The 26,644-nt window shown below is 35.8% G+C and carries 21 protein-coding genes, 2 tRNA genes and 3 pseudogenes; 5 read left to right on the forward strand and 21 right to left on the reverse strand.

Going from position 1 to position 26,644, the window contains the following annotated elements; all coding sequences use genetic code 11:
• Positions 1 to 48: 48 nt before the first annotated feature.
• From thiI to AB3I00_RS07555, 6 genes are all read right to left on the reverse strand, one after another.
• Positions 49 to 1,260 (reverse strand): tRNA uracil 4-sulfurtransferase ThiI, encoded by a 1,212-nt coding sequence (gene thiI, locus AB3I00_RS07530; protein ID WP_002310213.1) that lies wholly within the window; start codon positions 1,258 to 1,260, stop codon positions 49 to 51.
• A 15-nt stretch (positions 1,261 to 1,275) separates the two neighbouring features.
• Positions 1,276 to 2,418 carry a cysteine desulfurase family protein gene (locus AB3I00_RS07535; RefSeq protein ID WP_002315458.1) on the reverse strand — a complete coding sequence of 381 codons (1,143 nt, stop codon included), beginning with the start codon at positions 2,416 to 2,418 and terminating at the stop codon, positions 1,276 to 1,278.
• A 165-nt stretch (positions 2,419 to 2,583) separates the two neighbouring features.
• Entirely contained in the window at positions 2,584 to 4,305 is a 1,722-nt protein-coding gene (locus AB3I00_RS07540) for a septation ring formation regulator EzrA (protein ID WP_002310211.1), read from the reverse strand.
• Positions 4,306 to 4,503: 198 nt separating this feature from the next.
• Positions 4,504 to 5,064: a haloacid dehalogenase gene (locus AB3I00_RS07545; RefSeq protein ID WP_002315459.1), complete on the reverse strand. Its 561-nt coding sequence runs from the start codon at positions 5,062 to 5,064 to the stop codon at positions 4,504 to 4,506.
• A 25-nt stretch (positions 5,065 to 5,089) separates the two neighbouring features.
• Positions 5,090 to 5,929: a Cof-type HAD-IIB family hydrolase gene (locus AB3I00_RS07550; protein ID WP_002335498.1), complete on the reverse strand. Its 840-nt coding sequence runs from the start codon at positions 5,927 to 5,929 to the stop codon at positions 5,090 to 5,092.
• A 33-nt stretch (positions 5,930 to 5,962) separates the two neighbouring features.
• Positions 5,963 to 6,796 (reverse strand): DUF72 domain-containing protein, encoded by an 834-nt coding sequence (locus tag AB3I00_RS07555; RefSeq protein ID WP_002328978.1) that lies wholly within the window; start codon positions 6,794 to 6,796, stop codon positions 5,963 to 5,965.
• A 230-nt stretch (positions 6,797 to 7,026) separates the two neighbouring features.
• On the opposite strand from AB3I00_RS07555, the gene AB3I00_RS07560 reads away from it, so the two are divergent.
• Complete coding sequence (locus tag AB3I00_RS07560) at positions 7,027 to 7,995, forward strand: asparaginase (protein WP_002314249.1); 969 nt, start codon at positions 7,027 to 7,029, stop codon at positions 7,993 to 7,995.
• 154 nt (positions 7,996 to 8,149) lie between these two features.
• On the opposite strand, the gene AB3I00_RS07565 is transcribed toward AB3I00_RS07560, so the two are convergent.
• The 3 genes from AB3I00_RS07565 to AB3I00_RS07575 all read right to left on the reverse strand — a co-directional run bounded on the left by AB3I00_RS07565 (position 8,150) and on the right by AB3I00_RS07575 (position 11,271).
• Positions 8,150 to 8,887 carry an acyl-ACP thioesterase domain-containing protein gene (locus AB3I00_RS07565; protein ID WP_002315462.1) on the reverse strand — a complete coding sequence of 246 codons (738 nt, stop codon included), beginning with the start codon at positions 8,885 to 8,887 and terminating at the stop codon, positions 8,150 to 8,152.
• A 15-nt stretch (positions 8,888 to 8,902) separates the two neighbouring features.
• A complete protein-coding gene (locus tag AB3I00_RS07570) occupies positions 8,903 to 9,736 on the reverse strand; it encodes a fructosamine kinase family protein (RefSeq protein ID WP_002315463.1) in 834 nt (277 codons plus the stop codon).
• 206 nt (positions 9,737 to 9,942) lie between these two features.
• On the reverse strand, positions 9,943 to 11,271 hold the full coding sequence (locus AB3I00_RS07575) for an aminopeptidase C (RefSeq protein ID WP_368025010.1): 1,329 nt from the start codon (positions 11,269 to 11,271) through the stop codon (positions 9,943 to 9,945).
• Positions 11,272 to 11,566: 295 nt separating this feature from the next.
• Between AB3I00_RS07575 and AB3I00_RS07580 the strand changes: the two genes are divergently transcribed.
• Positions 11,567 to 11,731, forward strand: a complete 165-nt coding sequence (locus tag AB3I00_RS07580; protein WP_368025011.1) for a hypothetical protein — start codon at positions 11,567 to 11,569, stop codon at positions 11,729 to 11,731.
• A gap of 137 nt (positions 11,732 to 11,868) precedes the next feature.
• On the opposite strand, the gene AB3I00_RS07585 is transcribed toward AB3I00_RS07580, so the two are convergent.
• Positions 11,869 to 11,942, reverse strand: a tRNA-Asn gene (locus AB3I00_RS07585).
• A gap of 215 nt (positions 11,943 to 12,157) precedes the next feature.
• Between AB3I00_RS07585 and AB3I00_RS07590 the strand changes: the two genes are divergently transcribed.
• A tRNA-Thr gene (locus AB3I00_RS07590) sits at positions 12,158 to 12,230 on the forward strand.
• A gap of 622 nt (positions 12,231 to 12,852) precedes the next feature.
• Positions 12,853 to 13,201, forward strand: a pseudogene (locus AB3I00_RS07595) (hypothetical protein); the annotation flags it as partial.
• 122 nt (positions 13,202 to 13,323) lie between these two features.
• On the opposite strand, the gene AB3I00_RS07600 reads toward AB3I00_RS07595, so the two are convergent.
• The 11 genes and pseudogenes from AB3I00_RS07600 to AB3I00_RS07650 all read right to left on the reverse strand — a co-directional run.
• The gene (locus AB3I00_RS07600; protein ID WP_002335491.1) at positions 13,324 to 13,698 is read right to left on the reverse strand and encodes an iron-sulfur cluster biosynthesis family protein; all 375 of its coding nucleotides are present in this window, start codon (positions 13,696 to 13,698) and stop codon (positions 13,324 to 13,326) included.
• A gap of 310 nt (positions 13,699 to 14,008) precedes the next feature.
• Positions 14,009 to 15,436, reverse strand: a complete 1,428-nt coding sequence (locus AB3I00_RS07605; protein WP_070704058.1) for a family 1 glycosylhydrolase — start codon at positions 15,434 to 15,436, stop codon at positions 14,009 to 14,011.
• An 11-nt stretch (positions 15,437 to 15,447) separates the two neighbouring features.
• On the reverse strand, positions 15,448 to 17,304 hold the full coding sequence (locus AB3I00_RS07610) for a PTS beta-glucoside transporter subunit IIBCA (RefSeq protein ID WP_086286540.1): 1,857 nt from the start codon (positions 17,302 to 17,304) through the stop codon (positions 15,448 to 15,450).
• Complete coding sequence (locus tag AB3I00_RS07615; protein ID WP_086286539.1) at positions 17,297 to 18,142, reverse strand: PRD domain-containing protein; 846 nt, start codon at positions 18,140 to 18,142, stop codon at positions 17,297 to 17,299. The genes AB3I00_RS07610 and AB3I00_RS07615 overlap by 8 nt, the downstream gene beginning before the upstream one ends.
• A 319-nt stretch (positions 18,143 to 18,461) precedes the next feature.
• The gene (locus AB3I00_RS07620; RefSeq protein ID WP_070704068.1) at positions 18,462 to 19,259 is read right to left on the reverse strand and encodes a MurR/RpiR family transcriptional regulator; all 798 of its coding nucleotides are present in this window, start codon (positions 19,257 to 19,259) and stop codon (positions 18,462 to 18,464) included.
• 17 nt (positions 19,260 to 19,276) lie between these two features.
• On the reverse strand, positions 19,277 to 20,362 hold the full coding sequence (gene aguA / locus AB3I00_RS07625; protein ID WP_070704070.1) for an agmatine deiminase: 1,086 nt from the start codon (positions 20,360 to 20,362) through the stop codon (positions 19,277 to 19,279).
• 156 nt (positions 20,363 to 20,518) lie between these two features.
• Positions 20,519 to 21,508: a carbamate kinase gene (gene arcC / locus AB3I00_RS07630; protein WP_070704072.1), complete on the reverse strand. Its 990-nt coding sequence runs from the start codon at positions 21,506 to 21,508 to the stop codon at positions 20,519 to 20,521.
• A complete protein-coding gene (gene aguA / locus AB3I00_RS07635; RefSeq protein ID WP_086286537.1) occupies positions 21,505 to 22,611 on the reverse strand; it encodes an agmatine deiminase in 1,107 nt (368 codons plus the stop codon). Before aguA (AB3I00_RS07635) ends, arcC begins: the two co-directional genes overlap by 4 nt.
• On the reverse strand, positions 22,598 to 23,986 hold the full coding sequence (locus AB3I00_RS07640) for an APC family permease (RefSeq protein WP_086286536.1): 1,389 nt from the start codon (positions 23,984 to 23,986) through the stop codon (positions 22,598 to 22,600). The genes aguA (AB3I00_RS07635) and AB3I00_RS07640 overlap by 14 nt, the downstream gene beginning before the upstream one ends.
• 110 nt (positions 23,987 to 24,096) lie before the next feature.
• Complete coding sequence (gene ptcA / locus AB3I00_RS07645; RefSeq protein WP_002295311.1) at positions 24,097 to 25,131, reverse strand: putrescine carbamoyltransferase; 1,035 nt, start codon at positions 25,129 to 25,131, stop codon at positions 24,097 to 24,099.
• A 753-nt stretch (positions 25,132 to 25,884) separates the two neighbouring features.
• Positions 25,885 to 26,325, reverse strand: a pseudogene (locus AB3I00_RS07650) (hypothetical protein); the annotation flags it as partial.
• A 71-nt stretch (positions 26,326 to 26,396) separates the two neighbouring features.
• Between AB3I00_RS07650 and AB3I00_RS07655 the strand changes: the two are divergent.
• A pseudogene (locus tag AB3I00_RS07655) lies at positions 26,397 to 26,525 on the forward strand (transposase); the annotation flags it as partial.
• Between the last annotated feature and the right edge of the window lie 119 nt (positions 26,526 to 26,644).

Below are 26,644 nucleotides of genomic sequence, written 5' to 3' on the forward strand. Positions count from 1 at the left end.
TTCCGTTTTGTTTCTCTAATACTCAGGTAAAAACACTGATTTCACAACCTATAGCAATTCTGAAAATTCTTCAGTTTTTTCATTAGAAGATTCTGCTTGTATCTCTTCCATCTTCAAGCCAGCTAGTGCTCGTTGGATCATTTCATCTATTGCTAAACGCTCTTCATATTGATGGACCTTTTCCAGTTGAGGGCGTGTTTTTGGCTGTGGAGGAGCAAAAATCGTACAGCAGTCTTCAAAAGGCTGGATAGAAAGATTAAATGTATCGATCTGTTCTGCTACTTCAATGATTTCAAGTTTATCCATTGTCGCTACAGGCCGAATGATTGGCGTATTCGTTACTTCATTGATAGCCACCATACTTTGCAAGGTTTGTGAAGCCACTTGACCTAATGATTCGCCATTCAAAATAACTAGACCATGACGAATACGGCGAATTTCATCGGTCAACCGCAACATCATTCGACGAGTGATCGTCATCCAATATCCTTGTGGCACTGATTTTTTGATTTCTTCTTGAATCTCGGTAAATGGCACTTCAATAAAATGGATTGTTCCTACATAAGGTGCTAGTTTCGCTGTTAAGTCTTTTGCTTTTTGCAGTGCTTGTTCACTTGTATACGGCGGACTAGCAAAATGAACAGCTTCGATTTCCACTCCCCGCTTCATTGCAAAATATCCTGCAACAGGAGAATCAATCCCGCCAGAAAGCATGAGCATTCCTTTTCCGCTTGTTCCTACAGGCAACCCGCCAGCTCCTTTGATCGTTTCATACGACAGATAAGCGCCGTCACGACGAATCTCTACACGTAATGGAATATCGGGCTGACGCATTTGAACTTGGATATGAGGGAAAATATCAAAAACAGCATTGCCTAATGTTTGATTCAATTCATTACTTGTCAATTCAAATTGGTGATCGCTTCTTTTAGCGATAATTTTAAATGTTTCTTTCCCTGTATAAATTTCTTTCATGATGTCTTGAACAGCTTGTTTCAAAACTTCGACATCTTTTTCTACCCGAATACTCGGAGAAAAATTTTGGATCCCAAATATTTTTGCTAGTTTTGGAATAACTAGCTGACTGTCTGCACCATTCAACAAAAGATGCATCCGGTCGCGATCAGCATGGATTTTGATTTCTGGAAATTCTTTCAAAGCTTGTCTGACATTTTGTGCTAGTTGCATGATAAAGCTTTTTCGATTCTTTCCTTTTGTCGAAAGTTCTCCATAACGGACCATAATTTCACTGTATTTCACAAGAACACTCCTCTTTTAATTGATTGCAGAAAATTTCTTATAAAGCTGCTTGAAAATAATCATAAATTGCTCCACTTCTGCTAATGAATTATTTTCATCTAGGCTGATTCGAATAGCAGATGTAGCCAAATCATTTGGTACATGCATCGCATGCAATGTACTGCTTGCCATATGTTTACGTGAGGAGCAGGCACTAGTAGTAGAAACAAATATTTGTTTTTCCTCTAATGCATGGACGAGAACTTCACCACGAATTCCTTTTAGAGCAAAACATAAAATATGCGGCGCATAGTCGGTTCCTTCTGAAAAGATCGTCACTTTATCATACGACTTCAGCGCATGGATCAAAGCTTCTTTTAAGCGTTGTGTCTGCTCAGGTTTTTGTTCCTTTATCTCTAATGATAAACGTAAAGCTTTAGCCATAGCCACAATACCTGGAACATTTTCTGTCCCACTTCGCTGATTTCTTTCCTGTCCCCCACCTGTCAGTAATGGTGCTAAACGACGACCCTTTTTCCAATAAATGAAACCCGTTCCCCGTGGACCATGGAATTTATGGGCTGAAAATGTTGCAAAATCCACTCTCCCTGTCAACCATTGCGAGAATGGTACTTTTCCGATTGCCTGAACAGCATCTACATGGAAATGAATTTTAGGGAAATCATCCAAAAGATCACTGATTTCTTGGATGGGCTGAATCGATCCTACTTCATTATTCACAGCCATAACAGAGACCAAAACTGTCTCTTTTCTTATTAATTTTTTCAATTCGTCAACACGTACAAAACCGCGTTTATCTACTGGGGCGATACTTACTTCGATTCCTAATTCTTTTAATTGTTCGGCCGTCTCACTGACTGCCGGATGTTCGATTCCTGAAATGATCATATGATTCCCATACTCTCTTTTTTCAATCATCGTTCCTTTTAATACCCAATTATCTCCTTCTGTTCCTCCTGAAGTAAAAAAGATTTCTTCTGGTTCTGCATGGATCAAATCAGCGATCTGCTTTCTTGCTTGCTGCAACAACCGATTAGCTTGATTGCCCAAATCATGAAGACTTGATGGATTCCCAATAATCCGCTGACTGGTTTTTACGTATGCATCTAAGCTTTGCGGAAAGATTGGGGTCGTTGCACTGTTATCAAAATATATCATAAGAAACCCCTCTTTTTTGAAATTCTTTTCTATTATAACGGTTGTCCAAGGTGCTTTCAAGAGCAGGTGGAATTTTCACTTGTTTCGTCCTTCGGATAGACATAAAAAAAGACAAGAACAAGACGGATGGTTGTCTTGTTCTTGCATGATTGCTGCTTTTTTGCTTTATACTAAGTCTGGATGATTAAAATAAAAATCTTCGATACGTTTGAAAGCACCTGGTTCTACTCGCTCTAATGCTGTACCAATTTCGTCTAATGCTTCTTGATAATGATATTCTTTATTGAATAAATAGTAACTTTTATCAATTGCTTCTCGCACTTCTTCGTGTGTATGACGATAACGGTTTGCATATTGGAGCATTTGCTCCGTTAGTGCTGCTGCATCTACTAGATCATGTGTCTTCTTATCTAATAATTCTAGATCTTCTTCGCATAGAGCAACTAAACGGTTGACTTCCTCCATGTTTACTCGAATTTTATTCAAGACAACACTTAGTTCTTCAATACGATCAGTAGCAACAAAAAAGAATTCTAGGTAATCATTCGGCAAGCCAGGCAAACGTTGTTTTTCTACAAAACGTTTCAAACTACGCAATTTAAATTCGAATGTATCGATCTTTTCTTGCGCTTCTTTTTCGCCTTTTCTCAATTCATGTAATGAGTCGTCGATCTCTACTTGTTGCGTTTCGATATCTTCTAAGACCTTGAAGACTGTTTTATAGAACGTACGCACTTCTGAATAAGGGATTTCGTGTTGGCGAATCTGTGGAATCATCTGTTCATTTTGACGTTCCATTTCTTCCACTTCAGTTTGGAAACCTCGTACACGACCAATTTCATTGTGATTCAATGTATAGCTTTGAGCGGTGTGATCCAACTCAATCAATAATTGACGGTTATTCTTCGTTGTATGTTTGATATACTCTGCAATCGTTGATTGGTTAGTTTTTACATATCTCTGAGCTTCCATTTCCCGTTCTAAGATGTCATATAGCGAATCAATCAAATCAGCTGTTTCTCGGTTTTCGAATTCGACCGTTTCAACTTCTGTTTTTTCAAGATTGGCTAATGAATTTTCAATTCTTCGACTTACTTTTGCGATATCTTCAGCAAGATCTTCTTCAGGGAATACATATTGTTCTTCCATTAATTTCTCATAAGTATCACTGATTTCTTCAAGTTGTTCAGGGAAAGTCGTATGGAGATCTTCATACAGTGGTGGAATTTTTTTCATCAGAGCTTCCACTTCATACGTATGTTTTTCTGCTTTATCTAAAACCTCGCGGGCCTCTACAGGATCGCCGGAAGTATTTAAAGTCACGAATTGCGTAAATTCTTTTTCGATCATCTTGATCTGTTTTTGCAATTCAAAAAGAGCTGGTCCATATTCATGCTCGTCTTCTCTGACTTTTTCTTTCAGTTCTTCATAGACATCAAGCGCCTGCTGGACAGCTAATGAGTTGCGTTCTTCTGTTTCTCGCAATTCCTTCAGACCTTCACGGATTTCCGTTACTTGTTTCTCCATTTGGTCCATTGTTGCTTCTGCTTCAACAACTGCTTTTTTTCCTTTTAAGAACCGAAAACTTTCATTGAGGTTTTCCACTTCAAAAATTTGACTTTCTAATTCAGCGAATGAGGAAGTAGATATGTCATTCCACTTTTGACTCCATTCACGAAAGGTATTTTGGCTTTGCCCAACCAGATGCATTTTTTTTACATCATCGACTTCTTCAATCACTGGCAAGTCAAATAATTCTTCCTTGCGTTTTTCTAAGGCATCCAATCGATCTTGGTTTTTTTTCTTCATCAAGTAACTAACCAAAAAGACGACAATGGCGACTATAATGATTGCAATGACGATTCCGATGATAACATTATTTCCCATTTATGGTTCCTCCGTTTTCAGTATGCATCTTTTTATGCAACAGATGGCGTTCTGCTTGGCATAAATCCAAATAATACGTCTCTCGTGCAAAAGACATCTATTCTAGATTATAGCATACTATTTTCATGCATTCACTAACTTAAACGAAAATCTTTTGTTTTTCATCGTATAAAGATAACAAAAATAGTGAAGTACTGATCACTCTCTTTCGTTTGTGCGTGCACTCCTATCAGCAGAGCTTTTCCCAGCAAGAGCTTCTTGAATCTGTCGTTGGATTTCTGCCGCGATTTTAGGCTCTGGCGCGTACTCTATCTGCCAGTTCTCAGGTTTCAATACTTTATTTGTTACAGGATCATAATGAGGTTTTCCATCTGGAAACAATTTTCCCATATTTGCCTGATGCACGATATCAAATATTCGATCAGGCGCTATTCCCAATAATGAAAAAGAACCATAAGTAAAGTAAAGGATATCTGTCAGTGCATCTACTTGTTCAATCAGTGGGTCACTTCCCCACTCTGTTTTATCAAGTATTTTTTCTTCTGCTTTATCTAATGCTTCGTGTAGCAGAGTAACAGCTTCATGTAGTTGTTCTTTACTTGGTGAGGTAGCTGCAACAAATTCAACAAGTTCTTCTATTTTGAATGCAGCACGTGTATGAGCCTCCATCGCAGTAAAAGCTGTGGGGATTTCTGGTCTTCTTGGATCAAAAATTTTGTGAAATGCTTCTACTTTTTGAAAAGGTGTCTCTGATTCCATACTAATGTTTTCCTTCTTTCATTGACTAATAAATCAGACCAAAGTGTTTCAGTCCTTCGTATATGCCATCTTCTTCATTTGATTGGGTCACAAAATCTGCGGCATGTTTTACTTCGTTCTGAGCATTTCCCATGGCCACTCCAATTCCTACACCTTTCAGCATCTCGATATCATTGTAATGGTCTCCGAATGCCATGATTTCTTCCATCTCGATTCCGACGGCATTTGCAAAAGCTTGGATGCCTAGCAATTTTGAACCACCTTTTGGGATAATATCTACAGTATACGTATTTGAACGTTGGAAGGTACACTCAGGAAATAGATGTTCTAACTTTTTCTGTTCTGACTCCGGACTAAGCAGTATACATTGGTAAATTGGTTCTTTTAATATCTCTAATGTTTCATAACGGTCCTTTTGCCGGTGAGGGCTAAAAAGCTGGAGGATTTTTTTCATCAGACGTACCGGGAATTTACGCGGTAAAAAGCTGACTAGCCGCTTGATAAAAATCGATTGTCCTAATAGCATCGTCGTTGATCCATCTAGCCGATTTCTCGCACCAAAAACGATTTGTCGATGGTTCTCATCTGCAAATTCAACAATATGTTCCAATACTTTTTGTTCAAAAGGGTGGTCGATAATCGTTCGATCTGCAGTAAAAACCAGTTGGCCATTATACACGACATACATATCTAATTCCAATTCATCAATGATTTCTTTGATCTTTATTGGGCTGCGACCCGTTGCTACACCGCATAAAATGCCGTTTTTCCGAGCATAATTAATTGCTTGTTTTGTTGATTCCAATGCTTTTGAACGATTGGTGACCAATGTTCCGTCAATATCAAAAAAAATAGCTTTGATCATAGATTTCGCCCCTTTCATGAATAAAATAAGCCCTTAAAACAGATCCATTTGAGTTGGATTAAGTCCATCCGGCTTGATATTTAATATTTTTTGCAGTGCTAATGCATTTTCAGCCGCATCCCCACCAGAATTGTTATTAAAAATCACACCTATCTCTTTTGTCTTAGAATCAACTGCTTTGACTTCACGTGCTAGTTCTTGCAGTTCTTTTTCTGAATAACGATACAATGTTCTTTTTTTGCGCCAATCTTTATCATTTGCTTGCCATCCCTGAGCATTCCTACCATGGAATCGAAAGAGAGCAAAGTTCGGATTGGTTACAAATGGATCAAAAGGGATCGTTGTATTCAGCAGCTGCGGCTCATCGATGATGGCTAAAGAAAAAGCGGCTCGAGACATAAAGTTTCTCGTACGTTCAAGAAATTCATCGCTGTACCAAGAATAATCCCGCAATTCTACGGCAACAGGATAACTCTCAAACCACTTTCTAAGTTTGCGCAAGTATTGGACATTTTCTTTTGTACATTTGAATGAAGAGGGGAATTGAATTAAAAAGCAAAAAAGCTTTCCAGCTTCTACCATTGGCGACATGACATCTAAAAAATGCGTAATCATCTCTTCTTCGGTCTGATAATAAGGCTTCCAATCTCCTTGACCGCTGATCCCTTGATAGACTTTGACTACAAAGCGAAAAGATTCAGGTACTTCGTTTATCCAATTCTCAACAGAGGACTTTCGAGGAATCCCATAATAAGCAGTATCTAATTCCACTAAGGGTAGAAATCCGGCATATTCATACAGAGTGTTATTCTTTTTGCCAGTTAATTTGTCATGTTCTTTAAACGATGTTAATCCGATTCTGATCATTTTCGACCACCTTCGTAATTGTTTTCCCTTGACTGCTTTTTTGTAAAAGAAACTCAACCAAATACTCCGTGCATTAAGAGGTCAAGGTCGAGTCTTCTTCGTTTAAGTAAGGGCAGCTTTTTTATAATAAGTCTGGCTATTGTTATTCTTCACTGATAGCAAAACTCTTTTATATAGTATACAATAAGATTTAACGGCTATGCAAAATTATTCGTAAGGAAGTCTGTAAAATGAAAAAAATACTTGTACTGCACACCGGCGGAACGATCGCCATGAAAGAAAACATGCTCACTGGCGGTGTTAGTCCTGATGTGGCAAACCCGTTATTAGATGCAGAAATCACGATACCTGAGCATGTGGAACTCTTAGTTGAAGATATCTTCAATCTTCCCTCACCACACATCATGCCTTCTCACATGTTGGTATTAAAAGAACGTATCTTGTCCGCTTATGAATCAGGTATATTCGGAGTGGTGATTACACATGGTACGGATACATTAGAAGAAACTGCCTTTTTTCTTGATACAACGATTGGTGACAAATTACCAATTGTTTTGACTGGGGCAATGCGTTCAAGTAACGAACTTGGAAGTGACGGCCTCTATAATTTTGAAAGTGCTATTCGCGTCGCAAGCTGTGAAGAAGCGGTAGATAAGGGTGTATTAGTTGTCATGAACGATGAGATCCATTCTGCACGCTACGTGACAAAGACCCACACCACAAATGTTGCTACTTTCCGAACGCCTACATTGGGACCAATCGGTTTAGTAACTAAGAATCGAATCTTATTCTTACAAGAACTTTTAGAAACAAAGCGGCTGGATATTTCCGCTGTAAATGGGACTATCCCAATTGTTAAAGCATATGCTGGGATGCAAGGAGACTTATTGGAAGCAATCGCCCATACGAAAGTAGACGGTCTAGTCATTGAAGCTTTAGGTGCCGGAAATCTCCCTCCTCAAGCCCTAGCAGCTTTAGAAAAGCTCCTTGTCCAAAAAATCCCTGTAGTACTTGTTTCTCGTTGTTTCAATGGAATCGCAGAGCCTGTTTATGATTATGAAGGCGGAGGAAAAGAACTAGAAGAAATGGGGATTATTTTCTGCAACAGTATCAATAGTCAAAAAGCACGTTTAAAACTATTGATTGCCGTAAACTATGGTTTGACGGGTGAAGAATTGATTTCGTTTATCCAAAACTAAACATCAATATCTGATAGCTAAACTTAAAAAGAGAGGCTGTGACAAAAGTAGCTTCTTCGAAAACTAAGCCGAAATTTTACAAAAATTTGAGAAACAATTTTCGTAAATTTCTTCTTATTTCTTGAAGCTGACCATTTCTGTCACAACCTCTTTTTTATTTATTTTTCCATAGAATATTGGCTTCACAATACAGCTGTTCTTGCATTCGGATTTCATGTTTTGTTTTGACACCATTTTCAATTGGGACTTGTTCAAAATGGCTTTCGATCTCATTCCCGTACTCTACTTCTTTATCAAATCGAATAATTACTTTTTCTGGAACATGCGTAGTCAAAAAGTCATATCCCAATACATCAATGATCCAATTAAAATACATCGCATTATTAACATGCTGATTACTATCGATATCATAAAAACGAACACGATATGGCAGCATGAAGCCCGAATCAATCTTTTCAATTTTTTCCTGACGCTTGATTTTCTTGATTTTCTCACTCTCAAAAGGAGCAATGATCTCTTCATTAACACTGCTCATTTTTCGATTCACAAAATCCATCAATACAAAAACAGATTCTATTTTAACTAATTCTTCCCCATCTTCATCATGGATCCAGAAGTTCCGATAACAGAAAAACTTATTGTACTCCATGGCTTGAGTCGTTACTGAAATTACTTCACCGACTCTAGGTAAACGTTTAATCTCCATAGAATAATTCGTGATGACCCAAGTCAGTCCAAAGCTATTGACGAATTCACTGCCTCTTCCCAATTGGTCGCTTTGATCTTCAGATGTTTTGATAACTACTCCTAACATCGAAGGAAATGTCATCGTTTGATTGATGTCACACTCGTAATATGAAACTTCATGCTTTTTGGTATATTTCTTTGCCAAAAACACGCCCTCCTCTTAAAAACTTTCTAGTAATTGATCTACTTGGGAACCGTAACTTTCTCCAAACATATTCAAATGTGCCAAAAGATAATATAACTGGTAAATCGGCAGTCGATCTTCCCATCCCTCTTCTAATGGAAATATAGTTTGATAGGCATCTAAAAATTCCGGTCGGAAACCGCCGAATAATTGACTCATTGCGATATCTTGTTCCCGATTCCCATAAGAAACAGCCGGATCGACAAAAATTGGTTGTCCTTGCTGGTCAAAGAACACATTACCACTCCACAGGTCTCCGTGCAAGAGGCGTGGAGTGATCTTTTTGGGTTCAACCGATCTCAATACTCGTTCTTTAAATCGCAGATACTTTTCTTGCCGCTGTACATTCCAACGATTCGTTTCTTCTGCTAAAGAAATCTGGGCTTCAAGCCGATTTTTAAAGAAAAAAATCCACCAATCTTCTTCAAAAGAATTTTTCTGAATAAGTGTACCTAGATAGTTATCTTTTCGAAAACCAAATTGCGGCGCTGTTTGCTGATGGAGATTAGCTAAAGCTGCAGCAAGATCTCGTTGATCTCCTTTTCCCGGCTCGATCCATTCCATTAACAAATAAGCGCCTTCACTTGTTTCACCCAGCATGTACGTATCTGGTACACGTACGAATGCAGCTAGCTCTTTTAACCCGTCTACTTCTGCTTCAAAAAAACCTTTTTTTACATTCGGATGGATTTTCAAAAAATAAGCACGCTGCTCTGTTTTTATACGATAAGTTTGATTCACATCGCCGCCAACAACTGGAATCACTTTCCCATTTAGTTTCAGATCAGATAAAACAGTTTGGATATCCATGACTTTCCCCCCTACTCCCAATTTTATTCTATTTTGTCATCATACTTGTTTCATGATAAAAGGATTATTTCCAATCCTCATCCCTTTATTTAGAATTATAGCACAGAGACCATAAAAAGCAGGAGATGGACTTTATAGATAAAAAAGAGCTGACTTAAGCCAGCTCTTTTTTATCTATAATGCATACTCTTTATTGAACTATTTACCTATGCTAAAGCACCCATTGGATCCCATGGAGCTAGCACAATTGGTTCTTCATTGAACGCATTTAGTTGCTCTTTCGTCAACAAATCTTTTCTGACAACGATTTGGTACGTATATTCGTCCATCCAGGCATCACTCATAACGAAGAAACCGTTCTTTCCAACTTTTTCGCCCCAGCTGTTTTCGACTTTCCATTTTGTTGATTGTCCGTCCACTAAATCAACACCAGTCAATACCATCGCATGGGTCATCAAACTTTCACCAAAATCCAAACGTTCAGCTTTAGTCATTGTGAAATCCGTATCGAATAGATCATCCATCGAATAAGCATCTAAGGCCATGATGCCACTGGTTCTAGTAGAAGATTGTCCTACATCACAACCAAACCATACAGATTCTCCTTGTTCAAGCTGAGCAATCGCTAATTTTTTGAAAATTTCCATATCAACATTCAGGTATTTAACTTCTTTCCCGCCAACGACATTCCCTAGCATCTCTACTGTATAAGAACGATTGAATGGTTTGTCTTTTGTTGGTGCATTGATCACACTAACATAATCATCTAATTTTACACCGATGTATTTATCATAAAAAATTTGTGGTGTCAGTCCTCGGTCAAGATGATAGTTCTGTTCTTCATCGCGGTACTCAAAATCGAATTCTTTTGGAGGTGTTCCTAATGAGATGGCTAAGAAGTTATAAATACTTTCTAGCATTTCTTCTTTTTTTTCTTCAATAGCGTCTAATGTTTCTCCTTGAGCAACCATTTCGCGTAACACAACTGCATCTTTACGCAGTAGTTTGTTCAAGTAGTTATTCAAATCTCGAGAATTTGAACTATTCGCACTTTCCGGCATTACCGATTTGGGCACAACACCGTATTTTTGGAATAATGAAACGATCATATCCCATTGACCGCCATCTTGTTGAGGAGTAGTTAGCAAGAAAGCCACTTTTCGGCTATCAATAGCCTCTTTTCCAGTTGCAATGATGTTTTCATAGAAGTAATTTGCCTTTTCATATTTATCCCAGAAAAAAGTATAATTTTGTGATAATTCAAACTCTTTTAAATGGAATTGATTCAGCATTTTGTGACGGAACGTATTCAATGCAGCAAACATCCAGCAACGGCCCGATTGCATCTGATTAGCCACTTTTCCTGTAGCCAGATCAATAGAAAATACTGGTGTATTCGCCACATGTGCTGAAATATTTTCAGCAGAAGCAGTTATCCCGTTCTTCACGACAGCCCGCTGCAATGCCTGCTGTTTGTTATTTGCTTGAAACTGTTTGTCAAATTTTGTTGTCATATCCGGTGTAATAGCTTTCATCCAATCATCCTTCCAAATCCAAGTTACACTTCGTATTTTACTCTTAAGAATTTAGAAATACAATCTCTTCTATGATGAAATTTTCATTTGAATGAGAATATACTTACAACTTCATGAAGAAAAATATCATATGGTATACAATAATTTTCAGATAAAAAGGAATATTTCTATGAGATAACGAAAATGGCCTGTATAATAAAGAAGAGGCCTAGAAGAACATCATACAATAAGATAGCTTTCAAAATACTCATTGAAAGAAGGAAATACTATAACATAAGAAAGGAGAATGAATAAAATGAAAAACCTGATTGCTGGCGGCTTTTTGTTTGTGGGTGGTGGCATACTTATGAATACAGATAACTTTGGGAATATCATCCCTTTTCTTGGTGCAGCTTGTGCTTTGATTGGTGTAGGAATGCTGATTTATTTCGTATTTAGCGATGATGGGAAGTATGGTTGATTATGAGTAGCCAACTCTACTCTTTCGTAAAGATTACAACATACGTGACAAAAACAGAAAGCTTGATTCATCATAATAATAAAAGAAAAAGAAACCCAAGTGATTGGATTTCTTTTTCTTTGCATAAGCTTTATTTACTCCGGCAGTAGGACTCGAACCTACGACATCATGATTAACAGTCATGCGCTACTACCAACTGAGCTATGCCGGAATCAAGTACATGAATATAATATCAATTTCTTTCAAATAACGCAATACTTTTTTTGAATTTTTTTACTATATTCTAGAAGAAACCGTTAGCATTTTTTGTTATTTTTACTTTTTTCTAAGAATTGTTTCATTAGTACAAAAACACATTTTTTTGATAAAAAACATATTGACAAATACATTAATATTCGTTATCCTATTATTTGTATTAATGATAATGCCGCTTTAGCTCAGCTGGTAGAGCGCTTCCATGGTAAGGAAGAGGTCGCCGGTTCAAGCCCGGCAAGTGGCTTCCTTAAACAGTGCAACATGTTGGTTTAACAATGTGTCTGCGCTGTTTTTTATTTTATGCCACGAAAATCCCACAAAACTGTTTTTATTTTAAATAAAGAAAAAACGACTTTTTCAGTTAATCTGCGAATACTTTAATATGGATTAAATGTTACAGATTCTAAAAGTGAGTTAATAAATAATCCAAGTCCTTATTTGAATGTATCAATAGGAGAAATGGTTGAATTAAACTTCTTAGTTGGTCCAAGTATTGAGGGATTATAGGAATACTTCCTTGTTGTCTTATTAGGAAATAAGCAAATTGAACTAAATGGTCTTTCTAACCTGCCTATTCGGTTATCGAAAGATTCTAAATCCAATAAAATTACTCCACAAAATAGAAAGATTTCTTTCAAAGCGCCAAGTGATCCAGGAAGTTATGAGTTTGTTGTGTATCAATTTGGTTTGGGGAAGGAAATGTTAGGTCTTCCGATGGTTGATAATTCTTTCAGGATGACCATCGTAGTAGAGTGAAGTTCATTTATTCTCCAAATTAATGGAATCACATTAAAGTAAGTGATTCTGTTGACAATCGATAGCGGGGCTACTTGCTTTATGGATGTTTCAGTGCCCCCGAGTACTCCATCGATTTAATTGATCCACAATTTGAATCTCCTGATCGCTTATTGCTTATTTTCCAGAATGTTTATTTTTACTGCGTACCTTTTAAAATGTTTAAAAAATTAGGTTTGTCTAAATCTACTCCGTTCACTTAAAACATTAGATTACAAAAAACAGCTTCGTACATCACGACTTCCTAAATTGATTTTATGCGGTATAAAAGATTATGCAAACATACCTGGAGCAAAACGGTTATATAAAGTTTCAGCCTATAGCCGTCTCCTGTTTATCGAAAACGGAAAATAGGAATTGAATAAAGAAAAGCCAGAAATAATGGCACAAGCTATGCGATCATTTATCGAAAATAGCTAATCAATAAAAAAGACGACAAAATGTGTCGTCTTTTTTATTTACCAAGTTAAGAATGTTGTCTTGTTTTTCAATGTAGCTCGATTGAGACTAGTTTTATGGATCATGGATCAATAAGGAGAAAATTATTGTTTCATGCCAGAGAATTTTTCTGGTCGTAGATCGACTAATTGTACATGGCTGTCTAAAGAACCACTTGGACTTTCAAGAGTAAATACACCTAGACGTGGATCTAAAGAAAGGGTCATGTGTTCATCCATGTACATTTTTGAATAATCTTTGATATAAACTTCCCCAATATCACTATCTAATTGGAGTTTATAATCATTTTTTCCTTGTTCTTTATCAAGAAGAAGTAAACGGAAACTAGTATCTAAAGAGCAAACACCCATTTTAGAATATTCGCCCACGCCATCATCTAAATCTAAAATAATTGTTGCGCCTTCATCAATATATTTTTGTAATCTTTCTTGTGCTTGATCCGTAATTTTAAGATACATATTCAAACGCCCTCTTTCTTTTATTTACAAAAGCATGCTAGCATATATTAATAAAATTATCTAAAGTCCTGCTCAAAACAAAAAGATGTAAGAAATATCTTATGATATTTCTTACATCTAGAGTGTAGACTGATACTTTTGTCTACACCCTGCTCCCTCTTTTTTAAAGGGTGGTTATGATTTGTTGATTTTATATATTAAAGATAGTTTTTTTTTTAGATAGAACTTTGGTCCTTTAGTAATATTACTCTAAGCTAACTACTTGTTATATGAATATAACTACTATAACTCCTTCTATGTTAGACAGGTATTACAAAATATCTCCATTGGAACCAATCACTTCTTTGTACCAATAAAAAGAGTCCTTTTTGTACCTTTCTAAGGTGCCATTTCCTTCATCGTCTTTGTCCACATAGATAAACCCATATCTTTTTTTCATTTCGCCTGTTGTAGCACTTACTAAATCTATGGGTGCCCACGTGAGATACCCAAAGCAATCCACCTGATCTTTTTCGATTGCAATCTTCATTTGTTGAATATGCTGTTTTAAGTATTCGATGCGATATTCATCATGTATATTTTTATCATCTGTCAAATCATCTATGGCACCTAATCCATTTTCTGTAATTATGATAGGGAGACCATATTTTCTATAAGTGTAATTCAGCAGATATCGTAATCCCATCGGATCAATGGTCCATCCCCATTTACTAGTCACAAGATACGGGTTTTGAAGACCGCCAAATAAGGCACTCTTTTCTTCAGCCGCTCCTTCGTACTTCGCAACAGATGATGCGTAATAGTTCATACCAATAAAGTCAAGTGTTCCTTTAGAAAACATATATTTATCATCCTCTGTTATGGTCAACTTTATTCCTTGGTCTGCATATTCATTGATTTTATACTCTGGAAATTTGCCTGTACACATAGCATCTATTTGATAGAAATCTCGATCCATCTGTTTAAAAGCATTCATCACATTTGTGGGATTGCAATCTACTGGATAAACAGGTTCGATTCCAAATACGCAACCAATCTTGTTTTCTGGATCTATTTTTTTTCCTAAAACTATTGCCGAACAGCTAGCCACTGTCATATTGTATCCGATCTCAGCCAATGTCTGAGATTTGTTTTCGAGTTCAGAATACTTCAAACCTGCGATAATATACGTAAAAATATCTGTAGCTTCTGTTTGAGGATCAATATGATTCATTTCATTAAACGTAACCCAATAGTGGACTTTTCCTTTTAAAGATTCAAACATGGTTTGACAAAATTTCAAATAAAGTTCAATTACTTTTCGATTGGTCCATGAACCATACTTTTGAACTAAATTTTTTGGCATCTCGAAGTGATATAATGTTACAATTGGCTCAATGTCATAAGACAACAACGTATCCACGACATCTATATAATACGTGATTCCTTCTTGATTCGGCTGCTCATCATCTCCATTAGGAAAGATACGAGACCAGTCTATTGATAATCTTAATGCTGTAAATCCCATTTCACTAAACAGACGAATATCTGACTTGTATTGATGATAAAAATCAATACCCATATGTGAGGGATACGTAGCTTCAGAAGAAATCATTGTATCGATTTGGCGTGGGACCTGATAGCTTCCTTGTCTGACATAGTCCATGATAGCTGGTCCTTTTCCTCCCTCCTGCCAGGCTCCTTCACATTGATGTGCAGCAATACTTCCACCCCATAAAAAATTCTTTTTCAATTTCATTTTTTCACCTTCTATAAAATGACGTTTAGTAGATTATTTGTTTTTATTACTTGTTCTGAATTTGAAGGGATGACGTCTAAATAACTATCGGTATTCGTGACAACTACAATAGTAGATGTATCATAACCAGCTTCTTGTATTTTATCAAAGTCTACTGTTCCAAGGAGTTGTCCTCTTTGAATTTTATCTCCTTGTTTTATATTTAAATTAAAATATTTCCCCTCTAACTCTACTGTATCGATTCCAATATGGATCAGTATTTCAATTCCATCTTGTGATTGGATACCTATTGCATGATTCGTAGGAAAAACTACCGTGATCTCCCCATCTACTGGAGAATAAAGATGTGTACCTGTTGGTTTGATTGCGATTCCTTTTCCTAATGCTCCTGTTGAAAAAGCTTGATCTTTAACTTCATTTAAAGAAATAACTTCTCCTTTTACTACATTCCCTAATGAAGAAGTTCGTAGATTTTTATCTTTCCCCTTTTCAGCTACTACATGGTTGATTGTCTCCTGATCCTCTTCTTGTGTAGGAACGCCTAAGAGATAAGCAGCTACAGCTGAACCAGCAAAACTAATCACGACTGCCGCTAACATAAACCAGAAGTTCATGAAGTCTCCTTCACCTATATACGCTGGGAGGCCAAATAATCCCCAAGCAACAGAATAAGCTTTAACACCAGTCAAACCAGCAAATAATCCACCGAGTCCTCCTCCAATCATTACTGCAACAAATGGCCGACGGTATTTAACAAAGACACCATAGATAGCAGGTTCAGTCACACCAAGTACTGCAGAAAGTGTTACTGTCCCAAATAATTGTTTTTGTTTTAAGTTCCGAGCTCTTAAGAAATACCCTAGCATTGCGCCTCCAACAGCAATATCTGAAATTGTACATGAAGATATAAAGGCAGGGTCATACCCATTTGCTGCAATTAGAGAAGCTACAACCGGCATGATAAAGTTTCCCGCGCCCAACATGATAATAAATGGTTGAAGAGCAGAGTATAACATCATGACAAACCAACTACCTACATATTTCATCAGTAGATTAAAAAAGCCAATGATTCCTTCTCCTATATAAAATCCTAAAGGCCCAAAAACCAACAACGTTGCCGGTAAAGTAATTAACATTACGAACAAAGGGGTTAAAAAGTATTGGAGTGTGTTAGGTATAACTCTTTTAACTACTTTAGTTACGTACCCCATAAACCAGATAGCTAGTAAAATAGGGATAAAACTATTAGAATACGTAATTTGCGGTAACCCAATACCAAATAACTCCAGTCCTTTCACATCATTGATAGAACTTGAAAGTATAGTAGCAGCAAGTGCTACTGCTAAATAAGGACTTGCTCCTAATCGTTTTGCGCAGCTCATAGCCATTAAAATAGGTAGAAAATAAAATACAGCAGACCGCAAAGCATCAAAAATCTGATAGGTTGAACTGTCTGGTGAGATTATTCCAGTTAAAGAAGCAATGGATAAAACAGCAGCAAGTAATCCAGCACAAATAATAGGCTCAAGTATCGGTGTCATAGACTCCGATATGACATCTAATGCTGCTTTTATTGGATTTTTTTTCCCACTTTGCTCTTCTAAAGTAGTTTTTGGGGATAGTTCCAATTGCGTCATCAATTCTTTATATACATCGTTAACATGTGTACCTATGATGATTTGATAAGCAACATTATTGCTAACTACATCAATCACACCGTCTAAGTTTTTAAGCTTATTTGTTTGCGCTTTCGTTTTGTCGATAAGAGTAAAACGCAACCGTGTCATACAGTGAACTACTGCCTCTATATTTTCTTTTCCTCCAACAAGTTCAATAATATTTTTGTTAAAATCATGATATTTATCCATTATTGTCGCCTCTTTCCGCTACGCGATTAACATGAATCATCAAATAAGTGTATTCATCTTGAGATAAATAGGTGTTGAACTTTCCCTTTACATATATTTCTATCTTTTCTACAGCTGTATATGCTTTAGGGTATAGTTTTTTTACTTGTTCAAATAACTGAGATTCATTTTCAACGTATGCTTGTTTTTTTCTTAATCGTTCAATAAAGTACTGTAAATGTGTCACTAGCCTCATGTAGTTGATGCTCTCTTCGTCAATAGATAAACTAAAATGATATTTGATAATATTCAACATGTCTCTTAGTGTCTCCATATCTTCTATCTGTTCATCAAAATTGACCTGATTTTCTTGAAGATTAACAAAGTGTAAGGCAATTGAAACAGCTTCATCTGTGGGAAAGGAATGATCAAAATATTTCTTTATCATTTTTAAAGCTTCCAAACCGATTTTGTAATAAACTGGATAAAACTTTTTAACTTCCCAAAAAAGCGGACTTCTAAGATATTGTCCTTTCTCTGAGCGTTTCAATGCGAAGGAGAGATGATCTAATAAAGCTAAATAAAGATAATCATTTGCTTTTTTACCGATTTCCTTTTCTCCATAACTAACGAGCTCGTTGATCATAGAGAGCAGTCTATCATCAGAATGTGACAACAAATAGCTAAAATGTTCTAAACGGTCTTTTGAATCTAAAACATATGTTTTTTCAATTTCGGAATCATCAATTCGTTGGCCAACCTTTTTTTTGAAAGAAATTCCTGTCATATAGATAATTGCTTCATTTCCTCCCCGTTCAATTAAAGCTACATTGTTATTGATAATCTTTTTAACTTTCATTAGTTGCTCCTTTCCAGAAAAAAGAACTCAGATCCAATATCAAATAAGCTTTTGATCATAAAGCTTTACTTGATATTAGTTCTGAGTTCTGCCTGATTTATCAGTAACATAACTCTAGAGATAACTGCGTCGCTATCTCAAGTTCTTTTTTCTTTTCTTACAAAGAAAATATACTATATTTCCTTTGCTTAGTCAACGTTTTCATTGCTTGTAAGTTACATTTTTAAAGTATCTCACACATATTATGGTACATCATTTCCTATGAATATAATATTACGAGGAAAGCAGAATAGACTACTTCTCAAATCTATTAAAACATTCAGCGAAAAACAAGATGGTAAGTGTCTGTTCCACTACTTTCGATAAATTGGTACAAAATTAATTCCATTAATGCAATCATTGAGATATGTGACGTAATATCTAGATGATTCAAGCTGATTTCATCTGTAAACAAATAAAGATTAATATCACTAAAATTTTGTATTAAGTTATTATCTGCTCCAGTAATTGAAACGATTAAAGGATGCTCTTGTTCCTTTATTTTTCGAATTGTTTCGATCAACTCTAAATCTTCACCTCTGTAACTAAAGATAAAGGCTATATCATTCTTTTTAACTTGCTTTTGTGCAATAGAACGAGTTTGATGATCTTCAGGAAAAATTACAAAAAAACCGGCTGTATTATACAAGTATTGTATATAACGCATAATTTCTTTACTCAATCCTTTAGCAAATAAAAAAATTTTAGGCTGCTTTTGTAGTTGTTCTACAATTAATTTCACTTTATCTGTATCTATTACGCGAACAGATTCGACTAAATTTTTTAAATACTCTTCGCGATAGTCTTTCTGGCTAACGACAAAAGGTGAACTCTCAGGAAACGGAGTTTTATAAAGCAAAGTATATTTAATAACAGTAGTAAATTCACTAAATCCAGAAAATCCTAGCTTTCTGACAAAACGCAGAAAAGTGGTTGTTGAAACAAAACAATCATCAGCAACTTCGCGGATACTTTTACCTTTAATGTTTTCTAGGTTATTGATGACATAATCAAAAAGAATTTGTTCATTCTTAGTCAGTTCTGAAATATGACTATTGGCTATTTCAAAAAAATCCATTGCCTATCTCTCCTTTCTTATTGAGGTACTCCTTGAGCAACACAGTGAATATTTCCTCCACCAAGTAAAATTTCACGAGCCATTACACCAATAATTTCATGTTCTGGGTATATTTTTTTTAATAGTAATTCTGCTTTTTTATCATTTGGGTCCTCAAAAAGTGGAAAAATAATACCACCATTTGCTGTATAATAGCTTACATAAGAAGCAATCAATCGATCACCGGAAAATCGAGGCAACATACCATTTACTGGATCAACACCAGCAGCCTCTTCCTCTGTAATATATAAAGGTTTCGGTAATTCTATCTTGTGTATAATGAAGCTTCTTCCTTTTGCGTCTTTTTCTTTCATCAATACTTCTTCTGCTTCTCTGACGATTTCGTACATTGGATCATTTGGTTGTTCACACCAACTCAAAATAATTTCACCAGGCCGTACAACATTGATTAAATTATCGATATCACCGTTTGTTTCATCCAAGAAAAAACCTCGAGGAAACCAAACGATTTTTTCTATGCCACAATACTCTTTTAGAATTTTTTCAATTGATTCTTTATCTAATTGAGGGTTACGTCCTTCTGATAACAAGCATTCTTCTGTTGCAAAAAGCGTTCCTTCCCCATCTGTATGTATTGAGCAACCTTCTAAAACAAACTCTTGTAATTGGTAATATTCAATTCTCTCCTGTTCACAAATTTTTTGAGCTAACAAATCATCTTGATCCCACGGAAAAAATAACCCATCTAACAAACCGCCCCAAGCATTAAATCGAAAATCGACACCACGTACTTGTCCCAAAGAATTCATAACATATAATGGTCCCGTGTCTTTTATCCATGCATCGTTATTACTTACTTCTAGTACACGTATTTTTTCAGATAATTGATAACGTGCATTCAAGAATTGTTGATGCGAAACGAGCATAGTTACATTTTCAAATCGTGCAATTACTTCAGCGACTTCAGCGTATGCTTTTTGTGCAGGTTTCCCCCCTAAGCGCCAGTTATCTGGACGTTCTGGCCAAATCAAATAGCATTCTTTATGAAAAGTCCACTCTGGTGCCAATTGAAATCCATCTTTTTTTGGTGACGACTCTAACATAAATGCTCCTCCTTTAAATAAACCAACATTTTAGTAATCAACTAAATTTTAAGGTATTGTCTTAAACATACTATAACATTTTAAGTATATCTATAATAGGATTAAAAAAGCGAAATAGAAACAACTAGATGTTCTATTTCGCACAGTTACTTTTTGTTACTCATATGATACTATATCTACTAAGTGACTTTTTTGTTCTAAATTTTGCGAGCTGTAAATAATCGTGCCAGCATTTTCTTTTAGTAATTTATCTAAATTTTCTAAAGAAGTAATTACAGCTTGCGCATTAGGTTTTTTCTTAACAAATTCTAAGGCAGCTTCCACTTTTGGCAACATACTGCCTGGAGCAAATTCACCATTATCTTTGTATTTTTCTAACGTCTCGATATCAATTTTTTTCAGTTCTTTTTGTTGCGGTGTATTAAAATGGACAGCAACATTTGCCACACCAGTTAAGATAATCAGTTCATTTGCATCAATGATTTCAGCAAGTTTTTCAGAAGCAAAATCTTTATCTATCACAGCTTCTTTACCTCTTAGGCCTTCACCAGTTTGAATTACCGGAATACCTCCACCTCCTCCTGCAATTACAATTACATCTGAATCAACTAGCGTTTTTATAACTTTTGATTCAACTATATCTATAGGTTTAGGAGAAGCCACTACTTTACGCCATCCTCTTCCTGCATCTTCTTTGAAGATAGAATCGGTCCTTCTCATTTCTTTTTCAGCCTGTTCTTTCGTGATAAATGGTCCAATTGGTTTAGTAGGCTGTTCAAATTCTGGGTCTTCTTCAGAAACAATAACTTGAGTGAACAATCCTACTATGGATTTTTCTATACCACGCTTCTTTAATTCATTCGTTAATGCCTGTGCTAGCCAATATCCTATGCTGCCTTGAGTCATAGCAACGTTGGTATCAAGTGGCATGGCTGGATTCGTTTGGGTTGCTCCAGCTTTTTGTTGTAATAATAAGTTACCTACTTGAGGCCCGTTACCATGAGTAATAAGTAGCTTGTAGCCTTTTTCAACTAGAGCAGCTAATGACTGAGCTGTTTCAGCTAAAGTCTTTTGTTGTCCTATGGCCGTAGGATCATTTGTTAATATTGCATTACCCCCTAATGCCACAACTATTTTCTTTGTCATAACACGTTTTCTCCTTTAGGGATTTGTTGCGTGATACAATGAATATTTCCTCCACCTAATAAGATCTCTCGAGCATAAACACCCACAATTTTACGATCAGGATATAAGGATTGCAATGTTTCCTTTGCCTTTTCGTCCATTGGATCATCAAATAATGGATAAATAACTCCTCCATTGGCTGTATAGTAATTTACATAACTTGCCGCTAAACGATCTCCTTTTTGACGTGGGAGTGTACCATTTATAGTATCTACTCCATGACTTTCTTTTTCGTTAATCAGTATAGGCTTAGGCACATGTAATTTTGTTACATGAATATTTCGACCTTTTGCATCTACGGAGTTTTCCAGAATTTCTAGACACTCTTTAGAAATTTCATATTGTGGATCCTGCTTATCATCTGTCCAAGCTAAAACGACTTCACCAGGCGCTACAAAATTAACGATATTATCTACATGGCCATTCGTTTCATCTAAATAAATTCCATGCTTTAACCAAATTACCTTCTCAATATTTAGATACTCTCCTAGAATATTTTCAATTTGTTCTTTTGATAGCTGTGGATTGCGTCCTTTTGATAATAAGCACTCTTCTGTGGTAATTAATGTACCTTCTCCATCAACATGGATAGATCCCCCTTCCAAAACAAAATTATCTAAACGATAACGGTCCTTCCATTCAATTTCACAAATTTTTTGTGCAACTTGATCATCTTGATCCCAAGGAAAATAAAGTCCATCTTCCAGCCCGCCCCAAGCATTGAATGTCCAATCCACACCTCGAACTTTTCCTTGACTATTTGTAACAAAAGTAGGACCACAATCTCGAACCCATGAATCATTACTAGCAATTTCTACCACCCGTATATGTTCGGGAAGCATGTGGCGAGCATTATCATATTGATCAGAATTCACGCCCATTGTAACAGGTTCAAATTTGGCAATCGCTCTAGCAACCTCTACGAAAGCTCGCTGGGCTGGTTTTCCTCCATCTCGCCAATTATCAGGACGTTGTGGCCACAACATATATACTCCTTCATGCACCGAAAATTCTCCGGGCATTCTAAAATGATCTTTTTTAGGTGAACTATCAATTGTTTTCATCAGTAAGCACTCCCTTATCTTTTTTTTCTTTTGACGAATAGTGAATCACGATTTCACCAATAACAAAGGCAAAAATTGTTCCAAGCAACACGGGTATTTTAGTATTTATCTCTGAAGAACTCGAATCTAGAGGAACTACAGAAAAAAGCAGTGTCGCGATTAGCAACAACATTGGGATAATCGTCATTAATTTTAACAACCAATTGGGTCCAGGGACTTTAAATGGACGAACAACATGAGAATCGATTTTTCTTAACTTCAAGAATGCTGGAAACATCATAATATAAGAAAGTAACAACGCTACTACATTTAGTGAGAAAAATGCCCAAAAAATATTCTCATTTGGGATAAAGGGTGCAATAACAATTAGAAGTGAAGCAATAATACCATTAATGACAGAAGCTCCTACTGGCATATCATTTTTTTGACTTTTTTTAGCGAAAATTAGAGGCATATCATGATTTTTCGCAGCATACAAAGCAACATAATTTACTCCTAAGGACCAAGAAATCAAGTTTGCTGCCAGCGTATACATGAAGAGAATACCGATTAATACAACAAAAGGATTCAATCCCCCAACGAGCAGAATAAAGCTGTCAATTAATCCTCCAGAAGCAGATAATTGATCTGCTGGTACCGCCGCTCCCATTCCAAATGCAGCAAACAAATAGAAAAAGGCGATCAAAACACCACCATAAATAATGGCTTGTGGAATTTGTTTTTTAGGGTTATCCATTTCATTTGCTAGAGTAGTGACCACTTCAAATCCTAAAAAATTAAACAAGATAACAGATAAAAAACTAAAATTTTGAATATCTAGTTTAGGTAACAAAGCTGTTCCAGAAAAGTTATTAGCCATTCCTTTTGTTAATGCATGATAGATACCTAAAACACCAAGACATATCATGATTGCCACTTTCGCAAATGCAGCGATATTTAAGATCCACTTACTATCACTAACAGGGTAACAGCTAATTATCGTAACAATCCAGACAAATACCAACTGCAACATAATCAGTAGAGGTGTACTAAAATTTAATTGAAAAATTTGAGTTAATACTTCTTGAAATAAAACGGCAAGACTCGCCATCCAAATAGGAAAATTAATCCAGTAAAACCAAGCGACTCTAGCACCCCACTTTCTTCCATAAGCTTTTTTAACCCAGTCATAGATCCCTCCTTCGCCGTCATATGTCGTGCCAAGTTCAGCTGATATTAATCCGTAAGGTAAGAAAAATAATATCAATAATAAACCCCACCAAAAAAATTGAGAAGAGCCGATTGCAGCAGCTGGTGCTGCCGACTCTACTACTAAGATAACTACAACGGCCATCAATACTGCATCAAATAAACGGAATCTCTTTTTTTCTTTCATTAATGTGCTCCTTTCGATGAGCCTTTTGTGAAAAGTACGTGTAAATTTTTTACTCTCTATGAATTAGCAAAAGATTTACACGACTCTTCTACTGCTTAAGCAAGTTCTTGCTAATCTCTTCGTTCTAATTGACGTTTAGGTTTCAGCATGCATTGTAATTCCCCATCAAATTTTTCTGCTAAAGCTTGATCGGCATAATCCAAATATGGATTCAAAAAATAAACTAATAAAGCCCGCATAGCTGTTAATCGATTTTCTGCTTCATCTAATACGATAGATTGTTCACCATCTAACACTTCATCTGTAACTTCTTCGCCGCGTGTTGCTGGTAAGCAGTGCAAAAATTTTGCATGTGGTGAAGCTTTTTTCATCAATTCATTATTTACTTGGTAGGTTGGATAGAAAATATTCATCCGTTCTTCTTCAGATAATTCCGCTTCATATAAGCCATACCACACATCCGTATAGACAAAGTCCGCATCTTTAAGAGCCACATTAACATCTTCTGTGATCTGCACGCTTCCTCCTGATTTTTTTGCATTTTCCTTCCCTATTTCTAATGCTTCTTCTTTAATTTGGAATCCCTCTGGCCCGTATTGAACAAAATCCATTCCCATTTTTGTTGCCATAAACATGGTAGATACACAAACTTGCGTTGCATCTCCAACAAAAACAATTTTACAATCAGATAATTTTTTTCCTTTTGGTAAATGTTCAGTCATCGTAATAATATCGCCTAGTTCTTGCGTAGGATGGTTGTAATCACTCATGCCATTAATAACTGGAATTGTTGCGTTCTTTGCCAACGAAACCACTGATTCATGACGTTCAACTCGAGCCATTAATATATCTACTAAACGTGATAATACTCGTGCAGTATCACCAAGACTTTCATGTCCTCCTAGTTGTATTTGACCAGGTGCTAAATATTGGGCGTGTCCTCCTAATTGTTCCATTGCGGTTTCAAAGGAAACACGGGTTCGAGTGGAAGACTGTTCAAAAATCATCCCTAGTGTTTTATTTTTAAGTAGTAATGGGTAATGACCATACTTAATACTTTTTTTGATTTTTAATCCTAACTTGATCAAGTAATCGATTTCTTCTTTTGTAAAATCATTTGTATCGATAAAATCTCTTTTCTGCATAATTAACGCTCCTTCGAAATTTTTAATTGATCTGTCTTTTACTCGAGTAATATATCTGACATATTTAGAATAAGCGTCTTTTGAGATTTATGAAAGCGGATTTAAAACTTTAGAAATCAAAATCATTTAAAGAAAACTTGTTACATTTTAAGTAACAAGTTACACTAACAATCTTAAATTGCTTAAAGACTTAAGGATGCGATTTAACCGATACCATTGTTTTAAAAAACTTCTTTAATTGTTGCCATTTAGCAGCCAGCCTTTTTAACCTCATTACTGTTAAAATAAACCAAATTTTCGTTATACTATGTTTCTTTTATAGTAAATATCGTTTTTCTCACCTAATAGTTTGTTGATCTGTGCGTGAAAGCATTCCGTAATTTATTTAAAACAAAAAGAATCTTTTGTAACACTTTGGTTAATGTTACAAAGACCCTTTTTATTTTTTGTAATATTTCTTTTTTGCCTTACTATGGCCTTATATGCTAATTTTTCAAATGACAATAAGATATTAGTATAACCTTTCCTTTATTCTAATTTCATTGGTTAAATTGAAGTTTCATTAAAAAGTTTAACAAATTTCTAGTTAACAAACACGATGCTAATTTTTAGATAAGAGGCATTTGCAAGTAGAAAATAAATTTAAGTTACACTGGCAAATGTAAAAATTTTAATTGTCAGTATTTAGGGAAAAAAATTCTTAAGCCAAATTCTGATTGGTCTTGATATTTGTTCATATTAGCAAAATGATACCTACTTATTTTTGTCTTGTAATACAATCCTTGTATATAACCATGTCGTCAATACATAGTAGATGAAATACAATTCGAAGAAGATCGTAAATGGCACCTAAATATTTTTGTATGGATTTTGCATGAATAGACCAAACATTTGTAACCCGAACAAGACATGGACTACACCTAAGATTCCTGGTGCTAAGAATCACACACCTACTTCTCTACGGATCGATTGTTTAAGCAATCTGCATATCGACCATTGAAAGCATTTGTGTATATTCACGAATACGAAAACTTAACTGGGACAAGGTGAAATTGTTCAACTTTTTCAATGAGATCTGTTCTGATTTCTTTAGTAATGATAAAAAAAATGATCACAACATGTAATAGCAACACCTGCAAAAACTTCTACAGTTTTACCCCCATTAAAAAGATAATTGTAATCTTCTACAGGATAAGCCACAGGTCCACCAGAAACTTGTTTGAAATAGATTTCAAAGCTGACTTCTATCTTGACTTCCTGCTCATCTTTTTTCGTTTTATGGGAAAAAGCATGGAATGCGCTGCATCAGGTATCGAGGCTTAGAAAAAAATCAGGTGCATACGATGCTTGTTTTTGCCGAAATGAATCTGAAAAAATTGGTCACTTGGCAGTGGGATCATATGTCTTCATATTTTTTATTATACAAAAATAGACAAAAGTATCAGTCTACACTCTTAGTAAAGAGGAAACTGATACTTTTGCCTACAGTATGATATTTCTTACATCTACTTTT

This window comes from Enterococcus sp. C76, from assembly GCF_040886985.1.
Lineage (GTDB): Bacteria > Bacillota > Bacilli > Lactobacillales > Enterococcaceae > Enterococcus_B > Enterococcus_B lactis.